The sequence below is a fragment of the Psychrobacillus psychrotolerans genome (genome assembly GCF_900115805.1).
Lineage (GTDB): Bacteria > Bacillota > Bacilli > Bacillales_A > Planococcaceae > Psychrobacillus > Psychrobacillus psychrotolerans.
The window spans coordinates 136115-161863 of the sequence record NZ_FOXU01000004.1; the positions used below are offsets into that span (position 1 = coordinate 136115).

Consider the following 25749-nt stretch of genomic DNA (forward strand, 5'->3'; position numbering starts at 1 on the left):
AGGTGAATTCTAAATGCTCATTATTCTAATGCTTTTTCTATTTCTATCATCCATTTTGGTATTAATACTCAAACGAAATCGAGAGACCTTCTATATTTTTGGAATGTGTATGAGTCTTGTAATTATGTTCTCTGGTATTTTACTATATATAGCTAAAAAAGGCGGAATAAGCAGGGAACTTCAAGAATTCCTTTTCTTAAATCTAGAAATTAAAATGCATATTCAATACTATCTTATAGATGTCTATGATATGGGCTATATTATTGCGATTGGCAGACACTTATTTCCAATGTTTTTGCTGTTTTTAGCTTTCCATTTCTCAATGATTCCATGGTTACAAAGGAATTATTGGGTGAAGAGGTTTACTTTTGTTATACCACTATTCACCCTGATCATCTATTATCCACCTATTTTTAGTTACTTAACAAATAACAATGAAAGCCTGCAACAAATTATTGCTGTTGGTACCATCATATGGATTCTGCTGTATATAATCATCTCTATAGCGTTGTTGCTATTTGAAGCATATTCAATTGAAATGATTTTTTTTCAAAGAAAGTTTATTTTAATTACATCCTTCATCCTATCATTAATTTTATTTTATTTTCTTTATTTCGGTCAGGATCCAGCTCAGGTTTATCAATTCTATTCGTTCAAAACCGGTATCTATTATATGAACACAGTATTGTCAGTACCTATCTATATTTTTATTGTGTTTATTAATGTAATCTTTGCCATTATTGGTTTCACGAGTCTAATGAAATATACAAATGATATTGTACAGTCGAGTAAAGAAGAAGTTATAATTCAACGAAAATTTGATGCAATCAGCACAGGTACCTCGGTATTTGTACATAGTATAAAAAACCAACTATTAGCAAACCGAGTAATCTTCAAGCGAATTAATAATAACTTAGATGATCTTGAAAAGGTGAAGGAATACACGGATAGATTGTCTAAGCAAAATGAAAATATATTGACGCGTATAGAAGAGTTATATCGTTCTGTAAAAGCAAATTCAGTTTATTTGGTTCCGGTTAGTTTGAGTGACGTGGTGGAGAGCGCTCTGGAACGTTTTAACCAAAAGTTTCCCGATAAAGTAGTGGAATTGAATTTAATGATCAAAGGAAATGTTCTAGCTGATAAAAATCATTTGAGTGAGGCTGTTTATAACTTATTAACTAATGCACAAGAAGCGGTAAATAGCCTGACAAGTGTAGAAGGAAGCGTAGTATTAAGTTGCTATAATGTTAGACAGTATACAGTAATTGAAGTGAAGGATAACGGGATAGGTTTTAGTAAGGAAGATGCCAAAAAGATTTGTGAACCGTACTTTACGAAAAAGAACTCTAATTACAATTGGGGTATGGGTTTACACTATGTTCGTTCCATCGTTAAAGAACACTTCGGAAGTCTTCGATACGAAAGTAAGGAAGGCAATGGGAGTACATTCTATCTATTACTTCCCAAATATAAATGACAAAGTAGTGAAGCTAAATGAGTGAAATTATTAAAATAATGATAGCGGAGGACTTTTCTTTATTATTAGAGGATTTATCCGAACTAATCAATGCCCAAGAAGATATGCAGGTGGTAGCTACAGCATCAACCGGAAAAGAAATGATTGATTTAGCAAAGAGTATTGAGCACGATATTATTTTAATGGATATTGAAATGGAAAATACTACAGCAGGCATAATAGCTACTGAATATATACGGGATTGGGATAAAAGCGAGAAAATCATTTACTTGACTGCCCACGAAACAGATGAATTTATATTAACGGCGATGGGAACAGGCGCTATTGACTATATGGTGAAGGGAATTCCAGACGAAGAACTGCTGAATCATATTAGAAGTGCTTATAATGGTCATTCATTATTAGAAGGTAAGATTCAACAAGTTGTCATGCAGGAGTATAAACGGTTGCAGCTATCAGAGAGAGGCCTTTTGTTTTTTATACAAAATATCTCCAATCTCACAATGACAGAAAGAGAATTAATACGTTACTTAATAAAAGGTATGAAAATAAGAGAAATAGCGATGGAAAGAAGTGTTGAGGTCGTTACCATTAAATCGCAAATCAGCACTCTACTAAAGAAATTCGGTGTATCGAGAACGAAGGAAATTGTAAAGAAAATAAATGATCTAAACCTTTCTCACTTATTTTAATGTTCAATAACCATAATTAAAAAGGAGTGGAATTATGCCGGAACAAAACAAGCAACCTAATGTCATTTTTATTATGAGTGATGATCATGCTGCACATGCAATGAGCTGTTATGGCAGCAGAATAAATGAAACACCAAATTTAGATAGAATTGCAGATGAAGGTATGCGCTTCGATAATTGTTTTTGTACCAATTCTATTTGCGCACCAAGCCGGGCTACTATACTAACTGGACTCTATAATCATAAAAATGGAGTGAAGACACTCGGTGACCAATTTGATAGCCGTCAACCAACTGTTCAAAAAATTTTAAGAGACAATGACTATCAAACAGCCCTTGTTGGTAAATGGCATCTAGGACATGGTGAAAATCATGATCCTGCCGACTTTGATTACTGGAACATTTTCCCTGGCCAAGGCGTATATCATGATCCAGTGATGATTGAAATGGGAGAGGAAAAGACAGTCCAAGGTTATGCAACTGATTTAGTGACAGATTTGTCCATTGATTGGATGGAAAAACGTGATAAAGATAGACCATTCATGCTAATGTGTCACCACAAAGCACCTCATCGTCCTTGGGATCCAGATGAAAAACATGCTCACTTATATGAGGATGTGGATATTCCGGAACCTTTAACTTTCCATGATGATTATTCTGGCAAGGCCTCTGCTGCCAAGGAAGCCAAGATGAGAATTGATCGGGATTTAGTAACTCGTGACGTTAAGGCAGAACCCCCTGAAGGTCTAACTCCCAAGCAATTGAAAAGTTGGTACTATCAGCGTTACATAAAGGATTACTTAAGATGTATCGCTTCCATTGATGATAATGTAGGTAGATTACTAGAATATTTAGATTCCGAAGGTATTGCTGAAGATACGATGGTCGTTTACACATCTGACCAAGGCTTTTTCCTTGGTGATCATGGCTGGTACGATAAGCGATTTATGTACGAAGAGTCACTTAGAATGCCATTTATTATCCGCTATCCACGCGCTATTAAAGCTGGTACTACTACACGAGACTTTGCCACAAATGTCGATTTTGCTGAAACATTTTTAGATTATGCGGGAATAGATATTCCTGAGTTTATGCAGGGGAGAAGTCTTCGTCCAGTTCTGGAAGAACGCACTCCAGAGGATTGGCAGACTTCGATGTATTATCGTTATTGGGAACATTTGAGTGTAGAGCATCAAGTGGGGGCGCATTATGGACTTAGAACCCATCAATATAAACTTATTTATTATTACGGAGAGGCATTAGGATGTGCGGATGCGATTGACGATCCAAGAACTCCTGAATGGGAATTATTCAATTTAGAAAATGACCCGTATGAAATGAATAATGTATATCACGACCCTACTTATGCAGAAACAGTTGAGAGATTAAAGGAAGAATTGTATAGCTTTAAACAACGTGTTGGTGATGACGAATAAAGTGAATAACTAATCAATGCCTTTCATCAATGAATTTAGCTACAAGGTAGCCTTACATTGTTGGAGGGCATTATTAACTCTCCGTAAGAGGGGTAGTGATTCTATTAAGAAAACGGACTGGAAGCTTATTAGAGATATTTTCTTTTCATTCTTAAAAATTGGCCCTGTAACATTTGGTGGTGGATATGCGATGATCCCGCTAATTGAACGGGAAGTCGTATGGAAAAAAAGATGGATTACTGTTAAAGAGGTGACAGAGATTTTTGCAATAGCTCAATCGGTACCTGGTGCCATTGCGATCAATTCTGCTATTTTTGTTGGATACCGGCTTGCTGGCTTTAAAGGGGCAGTAGCAGCGATGTTTGGAGTATTATTACCAACGTTTTGGATCGTGATATTATTGAGTGTTTTGTATCTGTATGTTCAAGATAATCACTATATAGAAGCCGCTTTTGTTGGAATACGTGCTGCCGTAGTGGCTATAATTGCGTATGCAGCTTATAAAGTTGGATTAACATCCATATACGATAAAACAACTTGGTTAGTAGCTATAACGTCAGTAATTGTTTTATATGTTCTTCAAGTGCATCCTGTATTTATGATTGTTGGTGGGATTTTGACAGGTCTTATTGCTGTATATATAAAAAAATACTTGGGAATAGTGACGAGACTTGAAAAGGAGTCGGAGCAAATAGATTAGGGGGTACTTCATGCTGTTGTTGGAATTGTTTACAACCTTTTTAATGATTGGCTTCGTCTCTTTTGGTGGGGGATATGCGATGATTCCAGTTATTGAATCAGAGGTTACTGTTCACGGTTGGATGACAACCCAGCAGTTTACAGATGTAATAGCGATAGCTGGTATGTCTCCTGGTCCTATAGCTACTAACTGTGCCATCTTTGTAGGTTTTCATACCGCTGGTTTACCTGGTGCTATTATTTCAACAGTAGGAATGGTTTTACCATCTATACTTATTATTTTAATAATTGCTAAGTTCTTTTTCCAATTTCATGAAAATAAATATGTGAAGTTTGCATTTTATGGACTACGACCTATTATAACAGGACTAATCGCTTATTCTGCAATTGAATTTGCGATTTCAAATGATGTAATCGGGGAACTTTCCTGGTATACGTTTAGTTTAGTAGCAATCTTTGGACTATCTTTATTTGCAGTTACTAAAACAAAGATGCATCCAATTCTAATCATTTTGTTGTCTGGAGTTTGTGGAACTATATTATATAGTTAAGATGTATAGGAGCTGGAAAAATGAACAAAGAAAATTCTTGTTGCTCAGTGAATAGAAATAGACAATCGATCCAAACCAGAGAGAATATAGTACAAAATAAAGAAACGCTAGATAAGGAAATAAAATTCAAAGAGAAAATGGTCTATTTGTCAGGCGGTGAATTTATAATGGGGACAAATGATCATGATGGCTCCCCAGAAGATGGAGAAGGACCTGCAAGAAGAATGAGCGTTTCTCCATTTTACATAGATCGCCATACAGTAACGAATGAAGAGTTTATGCAATTTGTGCAGGAAACAGGATATAAAACGGAGGCAGAGCAATTTGGCTGGTCATTTGTTTTTAATCATTTTGTAGAAAAAAATAAAGCAAAAGTAATACAGCAGGTTCCTGGAACCCCATGGTGGCTAGTTGTTGAAGAAGCCTACTGGTACCAACCAGAAGGTCATGGATCTACAATCGACAATCGAATGGATCATCCTGTTATTCAAGTATCCTGGAATGATGCAATAGCTTTCTGTGACTGGGCTGGAAAACGCTTGCCAACAGAAGCAGAATGGGAATTTGCAGCGCGTGGGGGTCTGGAACAAAAGAAATATGCCTGGGGAGATGAATTAACTCCAAATGGTAAACATCACTGTAATATTTGGCAAGGTAACTTTCCATATGAAAATACGAATGAGGATGGTTATTTAGGAACTGCGCCAGCACAGTCTTTCCCAACCAATGGATTTGGTCTCTATAATGTAGCAGGTAATGTATGGGAGTGGTGCTCGGACGCTAGACAAACAGATTCGATGGAATCTCAAAGCCATGCTTCAAAAGTGATGCGAGGTGGCTCTTATCTATGTCATGAGTCTTATTGTAATCGTTATAGAGTGGCTGCACGTAGTTCTAATACAGCAGATAGTTCTACAGGGAATATTGGCTTTAGATGTGTAAGTGACGTTTAATAACTGATGGTAAGTATAGTTAGTAGATTAATAGAGGCAAGATATAATTAGAGGTACCGTTAATTCAAGCTCAATAAAGATGTTTTGTACGAGGTATAGAATTACTATAAGTAGAAAACAGAGGAATTTTGGTAAAGTAATAGAAAAGTAAATTAGATACCTATACTAAATCTAAGGTTTCCTTCATAGGAGGGGAACCTTTTATAGAATTTTCATCGAATAGGTTCTATCCTCTGTTTCTTCAATAACTCGGCAAACTGATTTGCGGGTACTGGTTTGGAAAACAAATAACCCTGAACTGTGTTGCAATTATAGTTTTGTAGAACCTTCAATTGCTCCATAGTTTCAACGCCCTCTGCGATTACATCCATGTTTAAGTGATTTGATAATTGCAGAATCATATGTACGATGAAATTTGCATCTTCTTGCTTAGTGTTACTCAAATCTTTAATAAAAGAACGATCAATTTTTAATATGTCAATTTTTCCATTAAAATGATGCAAATGGGATAACGAAGAGTAGCCAGTTCCAAAGTCATCTAATGCAATTTTAATCCCTAACTTTTTTAACGCATCTAATTGGGAGAATACAATTTCCTCGTTCCTCATAATAGAAGTTTCGGTAATCTCTATCTCTAAATAACGAGCTTCAAGCTTAGTTTGCTCCAGTGTTTCCCTAGTACTGTTAACTAAATCTGTCTCCATGAAGCGTGAGGCAGATAAGTTGATAGACACTGGAATAGCAGGAAGTTTCGCATCTTGCCATGCTTTATTTTGAGCACATGCAGTTTTCTTAACCCATTTGCCAATATCATTAATAAAACCTATTTTTTCAGCCAACGGAATAAAATCATTGGGCGATATTAACCCTAATTTAGGATGATTCCATCTAATAAGTGCCTCGGCACCAATAATAACATTTTCTTTCGTATTCACTTTAGGTTGGTAATACAATTCAAACTCGTTTCTATGTATTGCATATATAAGGTCCAATTCCAGCACGGAGGAGGAAGAAACAATTGCTTGGTCGCTATCCACTCCATTTAAGCTATTTAAATCAGTTTCACTATTTTTTTGATGATTATTTTTATTAACTGCGCTATGCTTAATAGACGAGGGATTCGGTTCAAGGTTCACTTTAGGCTGCATTGGTTTTTCTCCTTATATATGATTTGGTTTTGTTTAGAGAAGTCCAATAAAATTATGAATTTTATTGGACTTTGATGTCTTAGTTAATGAATGGTAAATCAAATGTAGTTATAGGTTGTTTAATTGATTTTGTCTCTTCACTGCTTCCATTTGGATATAAAGCTACTGCTAATACGATTAATAGGATAATAGATAATTTTTTCATGTTTTTTTACCGTCCTTTTTTCTATAATTTGGGGTGATATTTTGGAAATTAAATACTTAGGTTTAGAAATTAGTAAACTGCGGACAGAGTTGGGTTTTTCCCAAAAGGAGCTCGCAAAAGATATTTGTACACAGTCGACGATTAGTCGAATTGAAGCTGGAGAAGTATATCCAGCAATAGATACTTTATTGAAAATTGCTTTAAAACTTCAAGTCCCTATTGAGTACTTTATTGAAATGCTATTCCATAAAAATGTCCTTGAAAGTGAGGAATTAATAAATGATATTGATTACCACTTAAAGGAACATAATTATAAAAAGGTAATTTCAATAATTGATAATAATAAACTTGAGAAAGATAATATTTGGTTAAACTTATACTTAGAATATATTTTAAGTACAGCAAAATATTATTTGAAAATAATCTCGCCAGAAAAATGTATAGAGAACTTAAAGAGTATTATAAAATTTTCAAATCCAACAACAATCCAATTTAGATTCTTACAAATCAAAATTAATAATACGATTGCGAATGTCTATGGAGAGAATGGTGAGAGTCAGAAATGTCTATACCATTATAATAAAATCTTAAAAGAACATATTCATAAAAATTATAGTGATTATAAAATTTATAGAACCCTAATAACAGTTTTATTTAATAAATGTAAGATCCTTTATGACTTAAAAGAATATGATACTTCCTTAGAAACTGCTAACCAAGGTATTCAAAAATCTAAGGAAAGCTCGTTTATGTTCTTAAATGGTCAATTCTTATACTACAAAGGCCAATGTTTAGAAAAGAAGGCCGCTCCATTAGAAGAGATTAAAGAGGCTTATAAACAAGCATTGTTTTTCTTTGAGTTTCAGGAACTACCTTTTTACATTCAAGCAATAAATCAAAATAAAAAGCAATTTTTACATTAGACTGGGAGTCTTGTGTCGATTTTCAGTAAGCTTCTATTGTTAGATGTTTTCCTCCATTTCTGTAATTAAGTAATTTACTCACTCGTTACTAAAAGAGCATTTACAAAAGAGTACAAAATACTTAATAAAACGTGTTTTAAATACTTTTTGCATTTCAAATATACTAGATAATTTGAAAAAAATCTGTAGGATATGCATAAATGGATATTTTCTTAAGTATTCAACAACTTTTATTTAAAATTTTTCCTTAACAAGAATATCGGTCATTTTCTTAAGCTTTCACTTTGTAGAAGAAGCATCATAAATGGATATAAAATGGTGATACTAATGCTATTAGGAGGAATGCGATATGAAAGTGAGAATAGAGTGGATTTACAAAACGAAGCGAGGAGCGGAGATGGATTTCTTTTCAGAGGAAGTGCCCGCAGCGCAAGCGTTGTTATTTGCCGAAGATATGGAGCGTACCGGTCGACTAAAGCAAGTTACTTTTGTGGATAGGTTTGATAGTTCGTGGACAGTAAAGGAATTGAAGGGGTATTTGAAAGGTATTGAGACGGAGCCGCATAATGTCTCGGTTTATTTTGATGGGGGATATGATCGAGATACGAAAAGTTCGGGGCTAGGTTGTGTTATTTATTATGAACAGAATGGCAAGTCTTATAGACTTAGAAGAAATGCTGCTACGACGGGTTTAGAATCGAATAATGAGGCGGAATACGCTGCTATGCATTTAGGTTTACAGGAATTGGATTTACTAGGAGTTCATCATTTGCCTGTTCGATTTATAGGGGATTCACAGGTTGTGATTAATCATTTAAATGGTGAATGGCCAGTAATTGAGCAGGATTTAACTGGGTGGGCAGATCGAATTGAAGGAAAACTATCGAAGCTTGGCATACAAGCAGAATATGAGTTGGTGCCAAGGAAAATGAATGGAGAAGCAGACCGTCTTGCTACTCAAGGTTTAAATGGTATTGAGATTCAGGCTGTTATTGAATTAGTAAAGGATTGAATATTAAAATGATGTTGATCATTAACTATATACAATATAAATAAACACCAGTGCCGCAGAGAGACACTGGTGTTTATTTATATTTCAAATTTTATAAGTGTGCTGCATTTTCCTGTTTTGCTGGTGAATCATTATTATCTTCTGGTAATGACTCTTCTTTTTTAGCTAATTTTTTATGTTGTGATTTAGGAAATGCTTGTTTTGCCTCAGCTTTTGAGTTAGCGTCCTGTACGTTTTCGTTATAATATTGGACGCTTGTCATTGCTCCCTCTTCCACCATACGATTATCATCTGGATCGTTTGGATCAGAGTAACCTGTCTTAGTCGCCTGACTAGGTTTTGTGTTCTTAGAAGACATCATCGAATCGATCTTCGTTTTCGAATTTTTTACTGCTGTTTTTAATTGAGCTTTATTGTTTTTGTTTGTGAAATATACTGCTGCGAGCGCAGTAGCTGCCCCTATTATCAGAGATCTTTTATTTCCGTTTGCCATAAATCATCACTCCCTTTCTTTATATATACCCAAATGTTTTCATGCTCAATCCTTTTACTATTTATTTCATTTTTGTTTGTTTTAATATTCAATGGCAGTACAAATGCCCGATAACGTTTATCCTCATAATAGTGTAAAATAATTGTCTATATACATAAAAAGGAGAATAAAAGCATGACAGGAAACACACACATCATCGGCGGTCTTGCAGCAAGTCTTGCTTTTGCCCAAGTTTCAAATTATGATCCGGTATTATTAGTTGGAGCAGGCGTTGTTGGGGCAATCATCCCGGACATATGCCACGGAGGTAGTAAAATCGGTCGCAAATTTAAAGTATTATCAAAGGTGATTAACACGCTTTTCGGGCATCGTTCATTCACACACAGTTTACTATTTTTAGTATTAATGGCATTTCTTTTGAATGGTTTTATTAACAATGATTCCATCATACTTGGTTTTCTTGTTGGGATGGCAAGTCATTACATACTTGATATGGCAACAAAAAATGGTATTAAATTATTGTACCCACTTAAGATAACGGTTCGATTTCCTGTAACTACGAGAACTGGTGGTACAGTTGAGTATGTCGTATTTGCAGCTTTATCAGTACTAACGGTCTATTTTGGCTACGGGGTATTTGGTAAATATATATAAATCATTCAACATAGGATGTAATGCTGTAGAATATTTTGTCATAACTATATAAATAAAAGAGGCTTATTCCACTTGTCCCGGGGGCGAAACAGTGGAGTAAGCCTCTTTTGTTAGTTATTGCACTCTTGCAAAACCGAAACCAGAAGCATAGTCGTCGCCAGTTGCTGCGCCGCTACCTCCTTTAATATCTACTGCTCTCGCACGGGTTTGTAAATTTGTGCGGAGTTGTGTATGGGACCAAGAGGGGTTTTGGGACCATACCTTTGCTGCCAGTCCAGCTAAATGGGGAGTGGCCATTGATGTTCCGCTTATTGTATTATATCCACCATTATTCCAAGTAGAATATATAGATGCTCCAGGAGCTGAAATTTCTATATCTCCTTGTTGAATTACATAGTCTCCGTCAGTGGAGCTATATCCGCGTGAGGAGAAATCAGCAACCCGGTATGTACCGTTTTGTTGACGATTTTCTAGAGCTGCTACAGCCACAGCATTTACTAAGGCTCCTGGATAACCTATTGATCCTTGGGAAGGACCTGAATTTCCTGCAGCTGCAATTATTAATACTCCTTTGTTATAAGCGTAATTTACAGCACTTGTTATTAAACTATTACTAGCAGAAGAGCCAAGAGACATATTAATAACTGTTTTTGTTCCCGTAGAAACGGCTTGGTCGGCTGCATGTCTAATTGCTGCGGCGATATCATCTGAATATCCCGATCCATCATCTCCTAGAACTTTATAAGCCCATAAGTCAGCACTTGGTGCTACTCCGTAAATTCCTGCTCCATCACTCCCACCGTCTGCAAGGGCAGTGCCAGCAACATGCGTACCATGTCCATTTGCATCATTACAGCTATTATTGACAATTGGAGTAGCGGTAGTGAAGTTTTTACATTGTTCCACTGTATTAGTTAAGTCATAATGATTAATATTTACTCCAGTATCTAAAACCGCAATATTAATACCTGCTCCACCAGAAGTGGCCGTTAAATTTGAATTATTATAAATAGCTTTTATTCCCCAAGGGGTTTGCTCGGTTGGATATTCACCTGCCATTGTTTCGAATTCAGAAGAACGTACATCTGCATCAAGTGTTACTTTGTCAATTTTTGTTACGGTTATATTTTTGTTTTTTTGAAGTGCTTCATATTGATTTTGGTTCATATTAGTGGAGAAACCATTCTCAGTTAACTCCCAACGAACTTGGTATTGATTTTTTATATTATTTTTTGTAGATTTATTATTACTTTCAACATAAACTCGAAATGCCTCTGATCCTTTAGCAGAATCGATTAATTCGGAAGAAGTTGCGTTTACTAATGAAGTACCTTGCAGTGGTATTGTTAATGAGCCGATTAATGCTGCGCTTAGTAATAATAATTTTGCTTTGTTCATTTCTCCAAAACTCCTTTTCGATTTTTTTGTAGTGCAATTTAAAACTAGCATACAAAAGTAATTTTGTTTATTGGGAAAATTTAAACTACTATAGTATTATAAGAAAACTAGAAAGAATGTGATTATATGAAAATAGGACCATTGATCAAATATCATCGCACGAAGAAAAAAATGACCCAAGCTAAACTCTGCGAGGGGATTTGTTCAATCACGCATCTAAGTAAAATTGAGAATAATTTTAGAGAAGGAAATGCTGAAACAATTCAATTATTACTAGAACGCTTAAAAGTTGATATAAAAGAAGTGGAAAAAGGGGAACGCAATATTCAATACCTACTCGACGAATTTGTTTCTTACCTTCAATATTATGACTTAGAAAAGTTACCTCTAGCTTATAAACAATTAGAAAATTTTAAGGACTTTATTATTTTTACAGACTTTATGTACTTGTATGAACTATATAAGTTTAGGTACTTTCTATCTATGAATGAGCTAAAGGAAGCAGAGAAACAATATAAATGGTTACATGTTCAGAAACAGAATTTTTCCCAACATGAGAGGTATTTACTTTCCTATTTCCATTCGATATCTTTAGTAACAAGAGGTAAATATACGGAAGCTGATAAGAATCTAATGAAAATTATTCGACAAAATATTAATCTAGGTGTTTTTAAAGGAGAGGTTCTTTACCATATTGCGGTAGTTAAAGGCCACTTGGAGGAATCCAATCAAGCAATAATTTACGGAGAAAAAGCTTTGGAATATTTTATAGAACAAATTAACTTTAAAAGAATTCTTTACACGTTGTTATCGCTTTCGATGAATTATTCACGTGTAAAGGTCTATGACAAAGCACTAGAAACATATGGACACTTACTAAGAAACGCTGAAATATTTAATTATGATTCTTTACTTCCTCAGGTTTATCATAATATTGGAGATTTACATTACATAATGGGGAATTATTCTATAGCAAATGCCTATTTTAAGAAGAGCCAAACAAGAATGCTAAGAGATACGGAAGATTTTCTGTTATGTCTTTTCAATCTTGGACAAACAGAATACCAACTACAAAATTGGGATGCGAGCAAAGGTAATTTTGAATTATTAAAAGAAGAAGCTAGTAGACTTAAGGTTCACCATTATGGAATGTACGCAACCTTTTATTTAATACTCTTAGATAACAAAAAGTCCAAAGCCATGGATTATTTAGAGAAGAAGTTATTGCCGTATATTTCTACTGATGGGCGTTGTGCTGATGCGTATAAACTTTTTTCAAACCTCCTTTCTGATTTTTACAAGGAAGAAGGTAAATTTGATAAAGCAGTATATTTTAAACTTTAAGGAGGTGAATCTTTATGAAGAAAGCTTTCGTAGTTTTAGCTATCATAGTAGTTTCTATTTCAATTAACTTGAATGTAGACAAAGTAGAATCTGTCGCAAATAGTACAATGTCAGATAGTCTATATCTTCCTATTCATCCTCCTATTATTTAAATAAGGTATCGCTTTTACCAGTCTTTGAGTCAATTAACTCTGAGACTGGTATTTTTTTATGATAATTGAAATCTAAATATTCTCATATTGACTAATTGGTAGTAGAAATGGGATAGTAGAGAGAATATTATGATAGGGGGATTACATATGACCAAAGCTTTAGTATTAGGTGGAACAAGGTTTTTTGGTGTGCAGTTAGTCGAATCTTTGTTGCAACAGGGAGTTGAAGTGACCGTTGCCTCGCGAGGTAATGTGGAAGATCCGTTTGGAGATAAAGTAAGTCGTATTAAAGTAGATCGTCTCGATGTGGGTGATATGCAGAAGAATTTTGTACATACGGATTGGGATATCGTATTCGATCAAATATGTTATTCATCTCAAGAAGCAATTGATACAATCGATGTGTTTGCCGGTAAAACGAAAAAGTATGTATTCACTTCTTCTAAATCCGTTTATGAACTAGGTGGTGGAGAACAAGGATTTATAGAAGAGTATTTCAATCCATTTGAATACAACTTAAATATTGGGCCAAAAGAAGATTTTTCGTATGGTGAAGGAAAAAGACAGGCAGAAGTAGCATTTTTCAGTCGTGCACCTTTCCCGGTTGTCGCTGTAAGATTTCCTATTGTAATTGGTATAAACGACTATACGGATAGACTCAATTATTATATTAAAAAAGTTCGAGATCAAGCAGATATTCATTTGGTCAACTTAGAAGCTGCCATAGATTTTATATCAGAGGAAGAGGCTGGCGATTTCTTAGCTTGGGTTGGGCAATCCGATTTTGAAGGTCCGATTAATGCGACATCTAACGGAAATGTGAAAATAGGAGAATTGCTTGCCTATATAGAAGAAAAGGTTGGCAAATCAGCGATAGTAGTAGCAGATACGAAAGAAGAGAGTGATTCACCCTACAATATTTCTAAAACTTGGTTGATCAGCAATGAAAAAGCTGAGCGGCAAGGATATGAGTTTAGGGAGCTTAAAGAATACCTTCCTAGCCTAATAGAGGAGGCATTAATAAAAATAAATACTAAATAGGTTCCTAGACTCTATTTAGCAAAAGTGAAAGATACTCGTATCACAAGCATACAATCATTATATATTTCACCAGGAGGAGTGTTTGGTATAAAAGCTGTAATTGGTGTGTCGTCAAATATAAAAGAGGATTTGCTATCAGTCCCAATGAGTAATGTGCGTGCAATCACACAATTTGGAGGAGTTCCAATTGTGTTACCAAATTTAGTAGGAGATGGAATTACAGAAATCGCAAATACAATTAATGGTCTTTTACTAACTGGTGGTGGAGATATTGACCCGACATTATTTGGAGAAGAGCCACTTCCGGGTCTAGGTAATATTGTTCCAGAGCGAGATCTATTTGAAATGGCACTTGTTCAAAAAATGCTAGAGTTAAATAAACCTGTTTTAGGAATTTGTCGTGGAGCCCAAATTATGAGCATTGCGATGGGCGGGGATATGTATCAGGATATCTATTCTCAAAAGGATGGACCATTACTACAGCATGAACAGCAGGCTCCAAATTGGCATGGCTCTCATTTTGTTGAAGTGACGGTGGGATCTTTGTTACGCAAAATAGTTGGAATGGAAAAATTTAAGGTGAACAGTTATCATCATCAGGCACTTAGAAATATGCCAGCAGGTTTTATCGTCAGTGGTGTCGCTAGTGATGGTGTAATTGAAGCTTTTGAAAGTACGAAGCATCTATTCGTTATGGGTATACAGTGGCATCCGGAGAGCTTGTTAACAAAAGGGGATGCTAGTTCGTGTGCAATATTTCAAGCCTTTATGAATGCATGTATGAAATGAATGTAGAATGTATTGTCTAGCTGTTGGACTTAAGCTTTAATAAACGACTGTTTATACAGTCGTTTTTATTATTCTCCTATTTACTTAAAAAATGTAATTCATGAAATGTTTTTTCTAGGGAAAGCTATTTGAATCATGAATGAGGAGGTATTGCTTTGAAAATCGGGCTGAGGCAAGGGTTTTTTGTTTGTGTGCTTTCCTTTTTAATATCGACTAATGTTTCGGCTGCGGAGAAAGAGCCGACGCGTGAAGAAATTTTGGAAATGCGCATGGACTACTATATAAAGTATTCAAGTGAGATGCTCCCATGGTATTACTTGGCAGCAATTGACCAATACGAACGCAATTTACAAGAAGTTCGCAGTGATCTCCCAAAACGAGAGGGAGTTGTGGCATTTCAATTTTCCGATGACTTTTGGGTTGGATTATTGAATCCTATAAGAGATGATCGGAATAGTACATCCATCACTTTTTTTGATGGTAGTGGACTTGATGGGAATAATGATGGCTTTGCTGATCTTAAACACGATGATGATGTGATGTTTACATTAACTAATTATTTAAGCGAGCGTGTCGTAACAGAAGAAGATTTTGAAAAAACACTGAAGGACTATTACACTCGAGATGAAGCAGTTAAACAAATTATGACAAATGCTGAAATCTATAAGCATTATAATACGGTAGACCTAGATGGACGTGCATTTCCACTGGCACTTCAGCATAATTACAGTTACCGCAGTACTTGGGGTGACAGAAGAGGCTGGGGAGGACGACGGATGCACGAAGGAACCGATTTGTTCGCTTCCTATGGTGTACCTGTGAAGTCCACAACTTATGGAATTGTAGAAACAAAAGGTTGGAATGATTATGGTGGCTGGCGTGTTGGAATTCGTGATGTAAATAATACTTATCATTACTATGCTCACTTATCAGGCTATACAAAGGAATTAAAAGAAGGAGATATTTTGGAGCCAGGAACCGTTATCGGCTATGTCGGAAGCTCGGGTTATGGTCGGGAGGGTACCTCTGGTAAATTCCCACCACATTTACATTATGGAATGTATAAATTTAACGGACGTACAGAATGGGCTTATGATCCTTTCCCATTGTTAAAACGTTGGGAGCAGCAGGAAAAGAGTGCGAAAAAGAATCCAGCAGCAAATTAGTTGCTGGATTTACATTTCTATAAAAGCAAGCGTTAACCAAAAAAAATGAAGGAATAACACACTTACATAGAGAAAAATAGCAACATTCAATAAAACTACTATAAATGGTCTCGATTTTAATTTGGAAACAATACCGATTAATAAAATAGGAAGAGCAATTTTTATCAGATAAAAGCCTATTAAGTTACCTTCATATAGGTTCCGCATAATAGGATTTGCTTCTGTAATATGATGACTTTGAATGCCAAAATCGGTAAAGAAAGCATCGAGAGTAGCAAGTATTAATAGGATTATTCCTAATTTGACTAATTTATTTTGTATGAATGAGAGGGGATTTGTAAGCAATAGAAAATGTACTCCTTTTACTTTTTTCTATTAGTATGTGATTGAAGCAACGGATTATATTCTTCATTTGCAAAATAGCTTACAATGAGATGAGGTAGGAAAGGTTGTGCTAAAAATGAAGGATGTTCCATTTGTTTGTTCTTGGTCGGGGGGGAAGGATTCTGCGATGGCCTATTATCGGGCAATGAAAATGGGGATGAAACCGAAGAGGTTACTGACCATGTTCGAAGAAGAAGGAGAAATTTCTAAATCTCATGCACTACCATTTGAAGTGGTGACAGCTCAGGCAGAACGGTTAGGAATACCATTATCTATAAAAGAAGCAAGCTGGAGTTCCTATGAGGGACTATTTACCGAAGCAATGGACGAATGTCGCGCTGAAGGAATTACTCATGGCGTCTTTGGAGATATTGATCTCGATGGGCACTTAGAATGGGTTCAAAATACATGTGCAAAATCGGATATAGTTGCGGTTCATCCCTTATGGAAAGAACCACGCCATAAAATTATTGTAGATTTGATAGATGCAGGATTTGAAGCCTGGATTGTAGTAGTGAACACTACAATGATGCCAGCTGAGTTTGTTGGTAGGAAGTTTTCAAAAGAGTTGATAGTACAATTGGAAGCTCTAGGAATTGATGCTTGTGGAGAAAATGGAGAATTTCACACGGTTGTTGTGGATGGCCCCATATTTTCTAGTAGAGTGCCTATAAAAATTGGACAGACTATAGTAAAGGGTGACTATATTTTCTCTCCGGTAATGATTAATGATTAATACAAACGGAAAAGGGTATCGTAAAGAAGAAAATACATATTATTTTGAAATGGTGGAGGAGAAAAATGACCAAAATGAATAGAGGAATTATAACTGCTTTATCGGCAATAGGGCTAGCACAGGGTTTGAAGGTATTAACACATAAGAAATTGACGGGCAATTGGGATTTGAAACAGGCGTTTACTACAGGTGGAATGCCAAGTTCTCACTCTGCAGGTGTCGCAGCATTAGCATCCTATGTTGCTGCCAATAAGGGAACTCGACATACAGAAACTGCTCTTGCTGTTGTTTTCGGGGCAATTGTTATGTATGATGCGCAGGGAATTCGAAGACATACAGGGGAAATTGCACAATTAGTAAACGATTTGGAAGATAATATTGCAGCACTTTCAGGGAATTTTCCAAGTTTTGAATATGTTCAACGAGAAAGTGAATTAAAAGAGCTTCTTGGACATCAACCAGTAGAAGTAATGGCAGGTGCAGTATTAGGAACTGCATTTGGGGTATTATGCGCTAAATTAGAAGATTAATTAATCCATTTAGATAGGAAAGGCCGAGTTAGATAGTAATTCTAACTTGGCCTTTCCTATTGTTTATTTTTTCGTCCATCCTCATACTCAATCTCTAAATCTGTTAAATAATCTCTAAAATAAATTGACAAAATAAAACCAAGTTGAAAAGATCCAACTCGGCTAAATAAGGTTATTTTTTAGAATCGGTATAGGTTTTAACTTCCTTTTCACCATTATAAGCAATCTCTAAATTAAAGTTTTTATATTCTTCAATACCAAAGGCAAGTGTCACTCTTTGAATGACATCTTCATCAGCCATATCTTTGTTTAGTTGTAGCTCGCCTAAAACAGAATGAAGAAGTTCCTTGGCTTCTTCTCCTTTGATATCAGCAGCATCGAGTTCATTGGAGTAAAGAGAGTCTTTCGGTTCTTTACTATATTGAGCAACTACCGCCTCTTTTGTATCTGCAGTATCTATTTTTAGATTAAACGTTTCGAATGCTACTTCTTTTGGCTCTTCTTCAGGAGTTTCTACAACAGTATCCTCTTCTGTTGTTACTTCTTCTTCTTGTTTTTGAACTTCTGATTCATTTAGTTCGTTTTCTTCTACCTCATCATTGTTGTCTCCACAAGCTCCTAGCAGTAATGCCGAAGTTAGAAATGTAGATGTAAGTACTTTAAATTTGGTGGTTTTCATCTAGTTGGCTCCTTTCCAGGTGTTTAAACCTACTCTTTTATTATATAACCCAAATTGTTAGCCCTAAACATTTCCATATAATTTAAAATAAATGTAGAAAATGATTATGATTATAACAATGGGGGTAAAGAACTGTAATATTAAAGTATAGGAAGGTGATGGAATGGGAAATTATAAAGAAATTACATCAGTTAATCAGTGGAAGAATATCTTTGATGAGTCAAAGGATAAAGCAATCCTAGTGTTCAAACATAGTACAACATGTCCTGTGAGTGCACATGCATACGGGGAATTTACAGCTTTTAATAATTCAATAGAAAGTTATTTAGTGAAAGTTATAGAAAATCGTGCAGTATCTAATGAGATCTCAAAGGACCTTGGCATTCAACATGAATCTCCTCAGGCGTTTGTCATAGCAAATAGCGATGTTGTATGGAATGCCTCTCACTGGAAAATTACGAAAAAGGAGTTAGATAAAGTAACTGAATCATTATAAAAGATTGGAGCAATGAAATGGAATCAATACTAAAAGTAAAAAATTATTTAGTGGATAATGCCGAGAAGATTATACGAGACATGACGGATACAGCAAACGACAATCATAACCCGAAATTATCACCGGAAGAGCTGGAACAATTCATTCAAAAAAATACGCAGTTTTTAGTATTGTTGGCAGATTCCTTACAAGGTTCAAGAGAGTCGGCAGAGGAAGAACTGAAACAATGGAGCAAACAGACGGGGGAAGAAGAAGCTAAATTGTTCCGTCGATTTTCTAACATTATGAAACCGTACCCAAATCGACGATTAATATTTTTACAAAAAATTTCTCAAATATCCATGGAGCATGGACTGTCTACAGAAGATGTTATTAAAGTAAATAATCGCTTTTGTTATTTGATGGATGTCAGTATGGCAGAAACGATTAGTGCGTATGAAATGTATCGGGATAAGTCAATAAAAGATCATCAACGTGAAATCAATGCACTATCTGCACCAATTGTTCCTATTCAGGACGGTGTGGCAGTCTTACCATTAATAGGAGCGATTGATTATACACGGGTGCAGCATTTATTAAATTATGTTGTTCCGACCATTCCAGATTTGAAAATTGACTATCTCATTATTGACTTTAGTGGAACTATGGCAATAGATATGGAAATAGCACAGCATATATTCACTATTCACAATGTGCTCGGATTATTAGGTATCCATGTGTTATTCTCCGGTATTCGTCCTAACTTATCGATGACTGTCGTGAAAGCAGGGATTGATTTTACCTCTTTTAATACATATGGTAGTGTAAAAATGGCCATTAATAGTTTGAAGTAATAATCTCCAATAAATTCAATCCTATCTTCGGGGATTGGATTTTTTTTGTATTTCTGTTTAATTTTTCTTTGTGGTGGGTAACTAATCTATGTCAAGGATATAAAAAGTTGAATTGAAGGAGGAGAGAGTATGCTAGATAGTTATTACTGGAATGATACCTTATCTTATATACCGGAGTTAGTTGTTGCAATTCTTGTGCTTCTTATTGGATTTATCGTTGCAAAAGTATTGGAAAATGCAACTCACAAATTATTACGTAAGTTTAGGGTAAATGAACGATTAGGAAACACGAAGTCTAAATGGACCGTAGAAAAAGTTATTAGTAAGGTTGTTTTCTTCATCGTATTGATTTTAGCACTTGTTTTATTCTTTAATATATTGAATTTAAATACGATGGCAGCACCATTTGTTTCGATGTATTCTGGTTTGACGGGGGCTTTCTTGAACATTTTGAAAGCTGCTTTGATATTATTATTTGCTTGGGTTTTAGCTACTGTTGTGAAAAAAGGGATTCAAATGCTTGGATCAAAGTTCAATTTGAACAAGTATTCGGAGAAAGTAGGGTTTGACGCAAAACCTGAAAATCAAATGAAGTGGACAGATACTGCAGCTAAAGTTGCGTATTACTTAATCTTCCTATTATTCATTCCAGCAGTGTTAAGTGCACTAGGAATTGATGGGTTAAGTGGACCGTTTGAAGGAATGCTCGCGAGTTTCTTTACCTTTATACCGAAGTTAATATCAGCGGTACTTGTATTTGCTATTGGTTGGTTTATTGCGAAACTAGTTCGTAACTTACTAGAAAAGTTATTGCATTCAGCAGGATTGGACCGCTTAGCTGATAAATGGAAATTGTCCTCGTTTGTTGAGGGAACAAGTTTATCTAAAATTGTAGGCATCCTTGCATTTGTTTTAATAATGATTCCAGTTTCCATTACAGCACTGGAGATTTTAGATTTAGAAGGTATTTCAGGACCAGCCATTGCAATGTTAAATGATGTCATGACAATGCTGCCGAAAATATTCGTAGCAATTGTACTTGTATTAGTTGGTATTGTTGCAGCTAAATGGGTCAAGGATGTGGTTGTATCTCTCCTTGAAAAATTAGGTGTGAATTCTATTTTTGGAAAAATGGGCTTCCAATCTGCTAATGGAGCAGCACCATCTTTTGCTACTTTAATAGGGACGATTGTACAAGTCATTATTATCCTACTATTTGTAGTGGAAGCACTTCAATTATTAGAGCTAGACTTTATGGTAACACTGGCAACAGGTATCTTTGCTTACTTGCCATCTGTAATTGCAGCTATTATTATTTTAGCGGTAGGATTCTGGTTAGCTAGTTTAGTAGAAAAAATAGTTGGAAACGTAATGACGCATTCATCAGGAACACCACATTTCCTTCGTTATGTAGCAAAATATGCTATATTAGCATTTGCATTTTTCATGGCATTAGACCAATTAGGCATTGCCGCATCTATTATTAACGCAGCATTCATCCTTATTCTTGGAGGAGTGGCATTAGCATTCGGACTTGCATTTGGACTAGGTGGTCGCGAACATGCTGCAAAATATTTAGCGAAAATGGAAAAAAGCTTAAATGATGCAGAAGTTTCTACTGAAAGATATCAACAAGAAAAAGAAACAATGAAAGAATCATTTAAAGAAAACTTTCAAGATCCTAAAAAAGCGGAACAAAGCTTAAAGGGCACAAGTCCCCATATGGACGAAGTGAACCCTATTCAAGAAGCGGATGTAAATGTTGTAAACCCGGCTCATGAGGAAGATTCCCCAAGCACGGGTTATAATATCCCATCAACGGATGATCTTCACCCGTTTGAAGACTTACCACCAATTGATGAAAGAAAAGATGAACAATAAAAATATGAATTGGCTCCAGCGAGTATAAAACTCGCTGGAGCTTTTTTTGGAAAGGAATATTTTTTGCATTTAGAAGCGAAAATTATTAATGACCACCATGATCATCGATCGATTATTGCCGCGGATCAATCGATTCTTGCTATTGATCGATCGATTATTAGTGGCTATCGCTCGATTTTATAGGATCATCAATCGATTATCTTCAACCATCGATCGATTCACACTTTTATATGGTTGGAATTCCCGGTTAAAATATTATCATTTTGCTACTAATTATGTATAATAACATTAAAGTTATAATATTATATAAATTCAGAATAATTGAGTGTGAGATAGGATAAAGGGGGAATAGAATGTTAGTATCAGAGAGATTGGCATACTTAGCAAAGGAAACACCTAATAAAATTATCACTTCTTTTCAAGGCAGGGAGACAAGCTACAAGGAATTGTTCGAACAGGCAAAACGTCTAGCAGGATATTTTCAATCGAAAGGGTATGAGCAGGAAGATTTCATAGCGGTATACTTGATAAATTCCGATTATTTTCTGACTTGTTATTATGCATGTCAGTTAGGCGGATTTACCATTCTTCCGATTAATACGAAGTTAACTGCTCCAGAAGTCAATTATATATTTAAGCATTCAGAGGCAAAGGCCTTAATATATGATACTCGATTACACTCAATATTAAATGACCTTCCAGAAACAATGAATAGTTTTGAGGATGTTTTATATTTAGGAGAAGAAAATACGCTTTTGGAAGTGTTCAATAATGATAGTTTGTCATTTAATGAAGGAAAAGTAGATGAAAATACAACGACTGTTATCTTTTACACATCTGGTACAACTGGTAAGCCAAAAGGGGTTATGCTTTCGGCAGCGAATGTTCGAGCAACCGCGAAGCTTTATGTGGAAGCACTTGAACTAAAATCAGCAGATCGTATGCAAATAGTAGCTCCTCTTTTTCATTGTGCAGCAAGTCATGTATTTAGTATCCCGGTTATTTATGCTGGTGGAACTGTTGTTATTGAAGAAGGCTTTTCTCCAGAACAAACAATGGATACATTAGAACAAGAGAACATCACTGTCTTTTTTGGTGTTCCAGCGATGTATAGTATCTTATTGAATAACCCTAAAATGGAAATACTTAAGTTAACTAATCTAAGATTGTTTACGTATGGTGCAGCGCCTATGCCATTTGGGTTAATCCGTAAAATAAAAGCAATGTATCCAGAAGTGAAAGTTCAAAATATATATGGGCAAACGGAAAACTCGCCGGCGGCAACGACGTTGAAGGATCGTTATGCCCTTGAAAAAGTAGGATCTGTCGGAGAGCCTGTACCAGGAACACAAGTGCGAGTAGTTGGCGAGCAAGGTAACCCTTTGCCTATTGGGCAAGTAGGTGAAATTGTTGTGAAGGGTCCTCAGTTAATGAAGGGATATTTGAAAAATGACGAAGCAACACGACAGGCAATTAGAGATGGGTGGCTGTACACTGGGGATTTAGGACGAATGGACGAGGACGGTCTATTATATATTGTCGACCGAAAAAAAGATATGATCATTCGTGGTGGAGAAAATGTATTCCCAGTAGAAGTAGAAGAGGTGCTTTATGAAATACCGGAAGTACTAGAAGCCGCAGTAATTGGTGTCCCTCATGAAGTATATGGGGAGGTTCCAAAGGCGTATGTAGTTTTGAAGGAAGGGAAACTACTTAAAGAAGAAGATATATTGGGTAAATGCTCCAAAAGTTTAGCGAAATATAAGCTCCCCGTAGAAGTCGAATTTATCGACAGCTTACCACGTAATGCAAGTGGAAAAGTCCTAAAGACTATATTACGAGACTGATAATAATGACATTCTACTTCTGATAAGGAATAGGATGTCTTTTTTTGAATTTCTCCAAATAATTAGCTAACCTGCAAAATTCATGTACAAGCGTAACTGATATAAAATAAAAAACAGGCAAAAAGATGCCTGGTCCTCTAAAAAAATGTAGATATGCTATTGATTTCTGCTCCGAGCGTCCACATGTAACGGAAATCAGTAGTATGATTCATTCCATAACTATGTATTCATACTGTATTTTTATATACTTATCCATTAAAAAAGCTTTCGGAGAAAAGATCCGAAAGCTAGAGTGTATTGAATCATGCAGCAATTACGATTTTCTTTTTCAGGAATCCAAGGGTTATAGCTGTTATAAAGGACCCCACGAGAATAGCGAATGCATACAATAGTATATTTATCGCACCTCCATAAACAAGGCCGATCACAAAAATTCCACCGTGAGGAGCGCGCAAACCAATGTCAAACAGCATTACCAATGCACCAGTGACTGCAGCTCCGGCAACAGAAGCTGGGATAACGCGTGCGGGATCTGCTGCTGCAAACGGAATAACACCTTCCGTGATAAAGCTAGCACCGAGCACATAAGCTGTCTTGCCGGCTTCTCGTTCAGGTTTTGTGAATTTATTTTTGAAAAGTGTGGTAGAAATCGCTACGCCAAGTGGCGGTACCATTCCTGCTGCCATGACAGTAGCAATAAAGTTAAAGTTTTGTGCATCAAGCATAGCAATGCCAAATGTATAAGCCGCTTTATTGACAGGACCGCCCATATCAATAGCCATCATGCCTCCTAGAAGTAATCCGACAAGCACTAGATTTGTCCCACCAAGGCTTTCAAGAAAACTTGAAATGCCTGTATAGACTTTCGTCAATTCAGGATTGACTAACATCATGATTATTCCAGTAATGGCAATTGAAAACACTGGGAAGAACAATACTGGATTTAACCCTTCAAGTGAATTAGGAAGTCTTGAAAATATTTTTTTGACTAACAGCGTAACATAACCAGCGAGGAACCCGGCAATCAGTCCACCAAGAAATCCGGAACCACCACTTGCTCCTTCAACGCCTGTTACGGTAATAGCAATCAGTCCGCCGACCATTCCTGGTGCAAATCCCGGACGTTCGGCAATACTCATTGCGATAAATCCGGCTAGAACTGGAACCATTAGGAAGAAGGCATTGCCTCCACCAATAGTATTCAGCATCGCAGCGAATTCATTGTATTCAGGACTGTCAGGATTTGATGCATTTATGCCCCAGAAGAAGGAAATGGCAATTAGAATACCCCCACCTACGACAAATGGTAGCATATTGGAAACACCGTTCATTAAATGTTTATAAAACCCGCCTTTACCTTCACTAGAGGATGCTTCATCCTTTGACTTGTCATGCTTATAGATCGGTGCATCTTGGTTAACCGCTCGATTCAGTAAATCGTCTGTTTCATAAATCGCTTTGCCAACTGCAGTCTGGATGACATGTTTTCCATCGAAACGAGCCATATCCACTTTGGTATCTGCTGCCACGATAATAGCTTCCGCTTCTGTGATTTCCGCATCGGTCAGCCGATTTTTTACACCACTCGAGCCATTGGTTTCCACTTTCAGTGTAATACCAAGTTCTTTTGCACGATCATTGAGTTTTTCTGCCGCCATATAGGTATGGGCGATTCCTGTCGGACAGGCTGTAACCGCTAGAATCTTTTTAGCGGATGAACGAGGTTCATCCTTTTCTTCAAGCGGCTTTTCTGACCCTTCGGCTTCCATCTCCTTGTCTGTAATCGCTTGCAAAACTTGCTGTTTAGAACTGGCTGCAAGAATACGTGAACGGAATTTTTCATCCATTAAAAATGTTGCTAGTCTTGACAAGGCTTCCAGATGATCATCATTGGCACCTTCAGTGGCTGCAATCATGAAAAATAGATGAGCGGGTTGGCCATCCAATGATTCATAGTCGAGACCATGTTCAGATCTGCCGAATGCAATGGCTGGAGCATCGACTGCTACTGACTTGGCATGAGGAATGGCAATGCCTTCGCCGATACCTGTAGTGCTCTGGTTTTCACGCGTTAGGATATCCTTCAGGAACGCTTGGCGGTCCACTAGTTTTCCGGCCTGTTCCAATTGTCCAGTCAATTCTTCCAGAACCTGTTGTTTTGAAGTGGCATCTAAATTCAGTATAATTGTTTCTTCTGTCAATAATTGTGTAATTTTCATCCTGTCACA

The 25749-nt window shown here is 36.2% G+C and carries 28 protein-coding genes; 21 read left to right on the top strand and 7 right to left on the bottom strand.

Going from position 1 to position 25749, the window contains the following annotated elements:
• Positions 1–13 precede the first annotated feature (13 nt).
• From BM260_RS09905 to BM260_RS09930, 6 genes are read left to right on the top strand one after another with little or no spacing between them, the layout of a single operon-like run.
• Complete coding sequence (locus tag BM260_RS09905) at positions 14–1480, top strand: sensor histidine kinase (protein WP_093537191.1); 1467 nt, start codon at positions 14–16, stop codon at positions 1478–1480.
• 17 nt (positions 1481–1497) lie between these two features.
• Entirely contained in the window at positions 1498–2172 is a 675-nt protein-coding gene (locus BM260_RS09910) for a response regulator transcription factor (protein ID WP_093537192.1), read from the top strand.
• A 34-nt stretch (positions 2173–2206) separates the two neighbouring features.
• Complete coding sequence (locus BM260_RS09915; RefSeq protein ID WP_093537193.1) at positions 2207–3607, top strand: sulfatase family protein; 1401 nt, start codon at positions 2207–2209, stop codon at positions 3605–3607.
• 16 nt (positions 3608–3623) lie between these two features.
• Entirely contained in the window at positions 3624–4307 is a 684-nt protein-coding gene (locus tag BM260_RS09920; protein ID WP_093537194.1) for a chromate transporter, read from the top strand.
• Between the two features lie 10 nt (positions 4308–4317).
• Complete coding sequence (locus BM260_RS09925; RefSeq protein WP_093537195.1) at positions 4318–4857, top strand: chromate transporter; 540 nt, start codon at positions 4318–4320, stop codon at positions 4855–4857.
• A gap of 20 nt (positions 4858–4877) precedes the next feature.
• Positions 4878–5810 carry a formylglycine-generating enzyme family protein gene (locus BM260_RS09930; protein WP_093537196.1) on the top strand — a complete coding sequence of 311 codons (933 nt, stop codon included), beginning with the start codon at positions 4878–4880 and terminating at the stop codon, positions 5808–5810.
• Positions 5811–6022: 212 nt separating this feature from the next.
• Here the strand turns inward: BM260_RS09930 and BM260_RS09935 are convergent, their stop codons facing one another.
• On the bottom strand, positions 6023–6958 hold the full coding sequence (locus BM260_RS09935) for a putative bifunctional diguanylate cyclase/phosphodiesterase (RefSeq protein WP_093537197.1): 936 nt from the start codon (positions 6956–6958) through the stop codon (positions 6023–6025).
• A 79-nt stretch (positions 6959–7037) separates the two neighbouring features.
• Positions 7038–7163 (bottom strand): hypothetical protein, encoded by a 126-nt coding sequence (locus tag BM260_RS18790; RefSeq protein WP_281249750.1) that lies wholly within the window; start codon positions 7161–7163, stop codon positions 7038–7040.
• Between the two features lie 41 nt (positions 7164–7204).
• Here BM260_RS18790 and BM260_RS09940 point away from each other — a divergent pair, with 41 nt between their 5' ends.
• Together BM260_RS09940 and BM260_RS09945 are read left to right on the top strand one after the other, a co-directional pair.
• Entirely contained in the window at positions 7205–8086 is an 882-nt protein-coding gene (locus BM260_RS09940) for a helix-turn-helix domain-containing protein (protein ID WP_175496260.1), read from the top strand.
• Positions 8087–8435: 349 nt separating this feature from the next.
• Positions 8436–9098 (top strand): ribonuclease H family protein, encoded by a 663-nt coding sequence (locus BM260_RS09945; protein WP_093537199.1) that lies wholly within the window; start codon positions 8436–8438, stop codon positions 9096–9098.
• A 91-nt stretch (positions 9099–9189) separates the two neighbouring features.
• Here the strand turns inward: BM260_RS09945 and BM260_RS09950 are convergent, their stop codons facing one another.
• Positions 9190–9591: a hypothetical protein gene (locus tag BM260_RS09950; protein ID WP_093537200.1), complete on the bottom strand. Its 402-nt coding sequence runs from the start codon at positions 9589–9591 to the stop codon at positions 9190–9192.
• Positions 9592–9765: 174 nt separating this feature from the next.
• Between BM260_RS09950 and BM260_RS09955 the strand changes: the two genes are divergently transcribed.
• Positions 9766–10245: a metal-dependent hydrolase gene (locus BM260_RS09955; RefSeq protein ID WP_093537201.1), complete on the top strand. Its 480-nt coding sequence runs from the start codon at positions 9766–9768 to the stop codon at positions 10243–10245.
• Positions 10246–10359: 114 nt separating this feature from the next.
• On the opposite strand, the gene BM260_RS09960 is transcribed toward BM260_RS09955, so the two are convergent.
• Positions 10360–11643, bottom strand: a complete 1284-nt coding sequence (locus tag BM260_RS09960) for a S8 family serine peptidase (RefSeq protein WP_093537202.1) — start codon at positions 11641–11643, stop codon at positions 10360–10362.
• A gap of 126 nt (positions 11644–11769) precedes the next feature.
• On the opposite strand from BM260_RS09960, the gene BM260_RS09965 reads away from it, so the two are divergent.
• The 5 genes from BM260_RS09965 (at position 11770) to BM260_RS09980 (ending at position 16135) form a co-directional block, all read left to right on the top strand.
• A complete protein-coding gene (locus BM260_RS09965) occupies positions 11770–12987 on the top strand; it encodes a helix-turn-helix domain-containing protein (protein WP_093537203.1) in 1218 nt (405 codons plus the stop codon).
• A gap of 14 nt (positions 12988–13001) precedes the next feature.
• Positions 13002–13139, top strand: a complete 138-nt coding sequence (locus tag BM260_RS18420; protein ID WP_175496261.1) for a hypothetical protein — start codon at positions 13002–13004, stop codon at positions 13137–13139.
• Positions 13140–13286: 147 nt separating this feature from the next.
• A complete protein-coding gene (locus tag BM260_RS09970; protein ID WP_093537204.1) occupies positions 13287–14180 on the top strand; it encodes an NAD-dependent epimerase/dehydratase family protein in 894 nt (297 codons plus the stop codon).
• 87 nt (positions 14181–14267) lie between these two features.
• Positions 14268–14969 carry a gamma-glutamyl-gamma-aminobutyrate hydrolase family protein gene (locus tag BM260_RS09975; RefSeq protein WP_093537345.1) on the top strand — a complete coding sequence of 234 codons (702 nt, stop codon included), beginning with the start codon at positions 14268–14270 and terminating at the stop codon, positions 14967–14969.
• Positions 14970–15130: 161 nt separating this feature from the next.
• Positions 15131–16135, top strand: coding sequence for a M23 family metallopeptidase (locus tag BM260_RS09980; protein ID WP_245762700.1), 1005 nt, complete (start codon positions 15131–15133; stop codon positions 16133–16135).
• A gap of 9 nt (positions 16136–16144) precedes the next feature.
• Here the strand turns inward: BM260_RS09980 and BM260_RS09985 are convergent, their stop codons facing one another.
• Complete coding sequence (locus BM260_RS09985; protein ID WP_093537205.1) at positions 16145–16480, bottom strand: DUF5658 family protein; 336 nt, start codon at positions 16478–16480, stop codon at positions 16145–16147.
• 115 nt (positions 16481–16595) lie between these two features.
• Between BM260_RS09985 and BM260_RS09990 the strand changes: the two genes are divergently transcribed.
• Together BM260_RS09990 and BM260_RS09995 are read left to right on the top strand one after the other, a co-directional pair.
• On the top strand, positions 16596–17255 hold the full coding sequence (locus BM260_RS09990) for a Dph6-related ATP pyrophosphatase (protein ID WP_093537206.1): 660 nt from the start codon (positions 16596–16598) through the stop codon (positions 17253–17255).
• 65 nt (positions 17256–17320) lie between these two features.
• Positions 17321–17785, top strand: a complete 465-nt coding sequence (locus BM260_RS09995; RefSeq protein ID WP_093537207.1) for a divergent PAP2 family protein — start codon at positions 17321–17323, stop codon at positions 17783–17785.
• A gap of 172 nt (positions 17786–17957) precedes the next feature.
• Here BM260_RS09995 and BM260_RS10000 read toward each other — a convergent pair whose 3' ends face one another.
• Positions 17958–18464, bottom strand: a complete 507-nt coding sequence (locus tag BM260_RS10000) for a YusW family protein (RefSeq protein ID WP_093537208.1) — start codon at positions 18462–18464, stop codon at positions 17958–17960.
• A gap of 163 nt (positions 18465–18627) precedes the next feature.
• Here BM260_RS10000 and ytxJ point away from each other — a divergent pair, with 163 nt between their 5' ends.
• The 5 genes from ytxJ to BM260_RS10020 all read left to right on the top strand — a co-directional run bounded on the left by ytxJ (position 18628) and on the right by BM260_RS10020 (position 23521).
• Positions 18628–18960, top strand: coding sequence for a bacillithiol system redox-active protein YtxJ (gene ytxJ / locus BM260_RS10005; protein WP_093537209.1), 333 nt, complete (start codon positions 18628–18630; stop codon positions 18958–18960).
• Between the two features lie 17 nt (positions 18961–18977).
• Positions 18978–19793, top strand: coding sequence for an STAS domain-containing protein (locus tag BM260_RS10010; RefSeq protein WP_093537210.1), 816 nt, complete (start codon positions 18978–18980; stop codon positions 19791–19793).
• Positions 19794–19922: 129 nt separating this feature from the next.
• A complete protein-coding gene (locus BM260_RS10015; RefSeq protein ID WP_093537211.1) occupies positions 19923–21674 on the top strand; it encodes a mechanosensitive ion channel in 1752 nt (583 codons plus the stop codon).
• Between the two features lie 9 nt (positions 21675–21683).
• Positions 21684–21857, top strand: coding sequence for a hypothetical protein (locus tag BM260_RS18425; RefSeq protein WP_175496262.1), 174 nt, complete (start codon positions 21684–21686; stop codon positions 21855–21857).
• A 170-nt stretch (positions 21858–22027) separates the two neighbouring features.
• Positions 22028–23521, top strand: coding sequence for a class I adenylate-forming enzyme family protein (locus tag BM260_RS10020; protein ID WP_093537212.1), 1494 nt, complete (start codon positions 22028–22030; stop codon positions 23519–23521).
• A gap of 302 nt (positions 23522–23823) precedes the next feature.
• On the opposite strand, the gene BM260_RS10025 is transcribed toward BM260_RS10020, so the two are convergent.
• The gene (locus BM260_RS10025) at positions 23824–25740 is read right to left on the bottom strand and encodes a PTS fructose transporter subunit IIABC (RefSeq protein ID WP_093537213.1); all 1917 of its coding nucleotides are present in this window, start codon (positions 25738–25740) and stop codon (positions 23824–23826) included.
• Positions 25741–25749 lie beyond the last annotated feature (9 nt).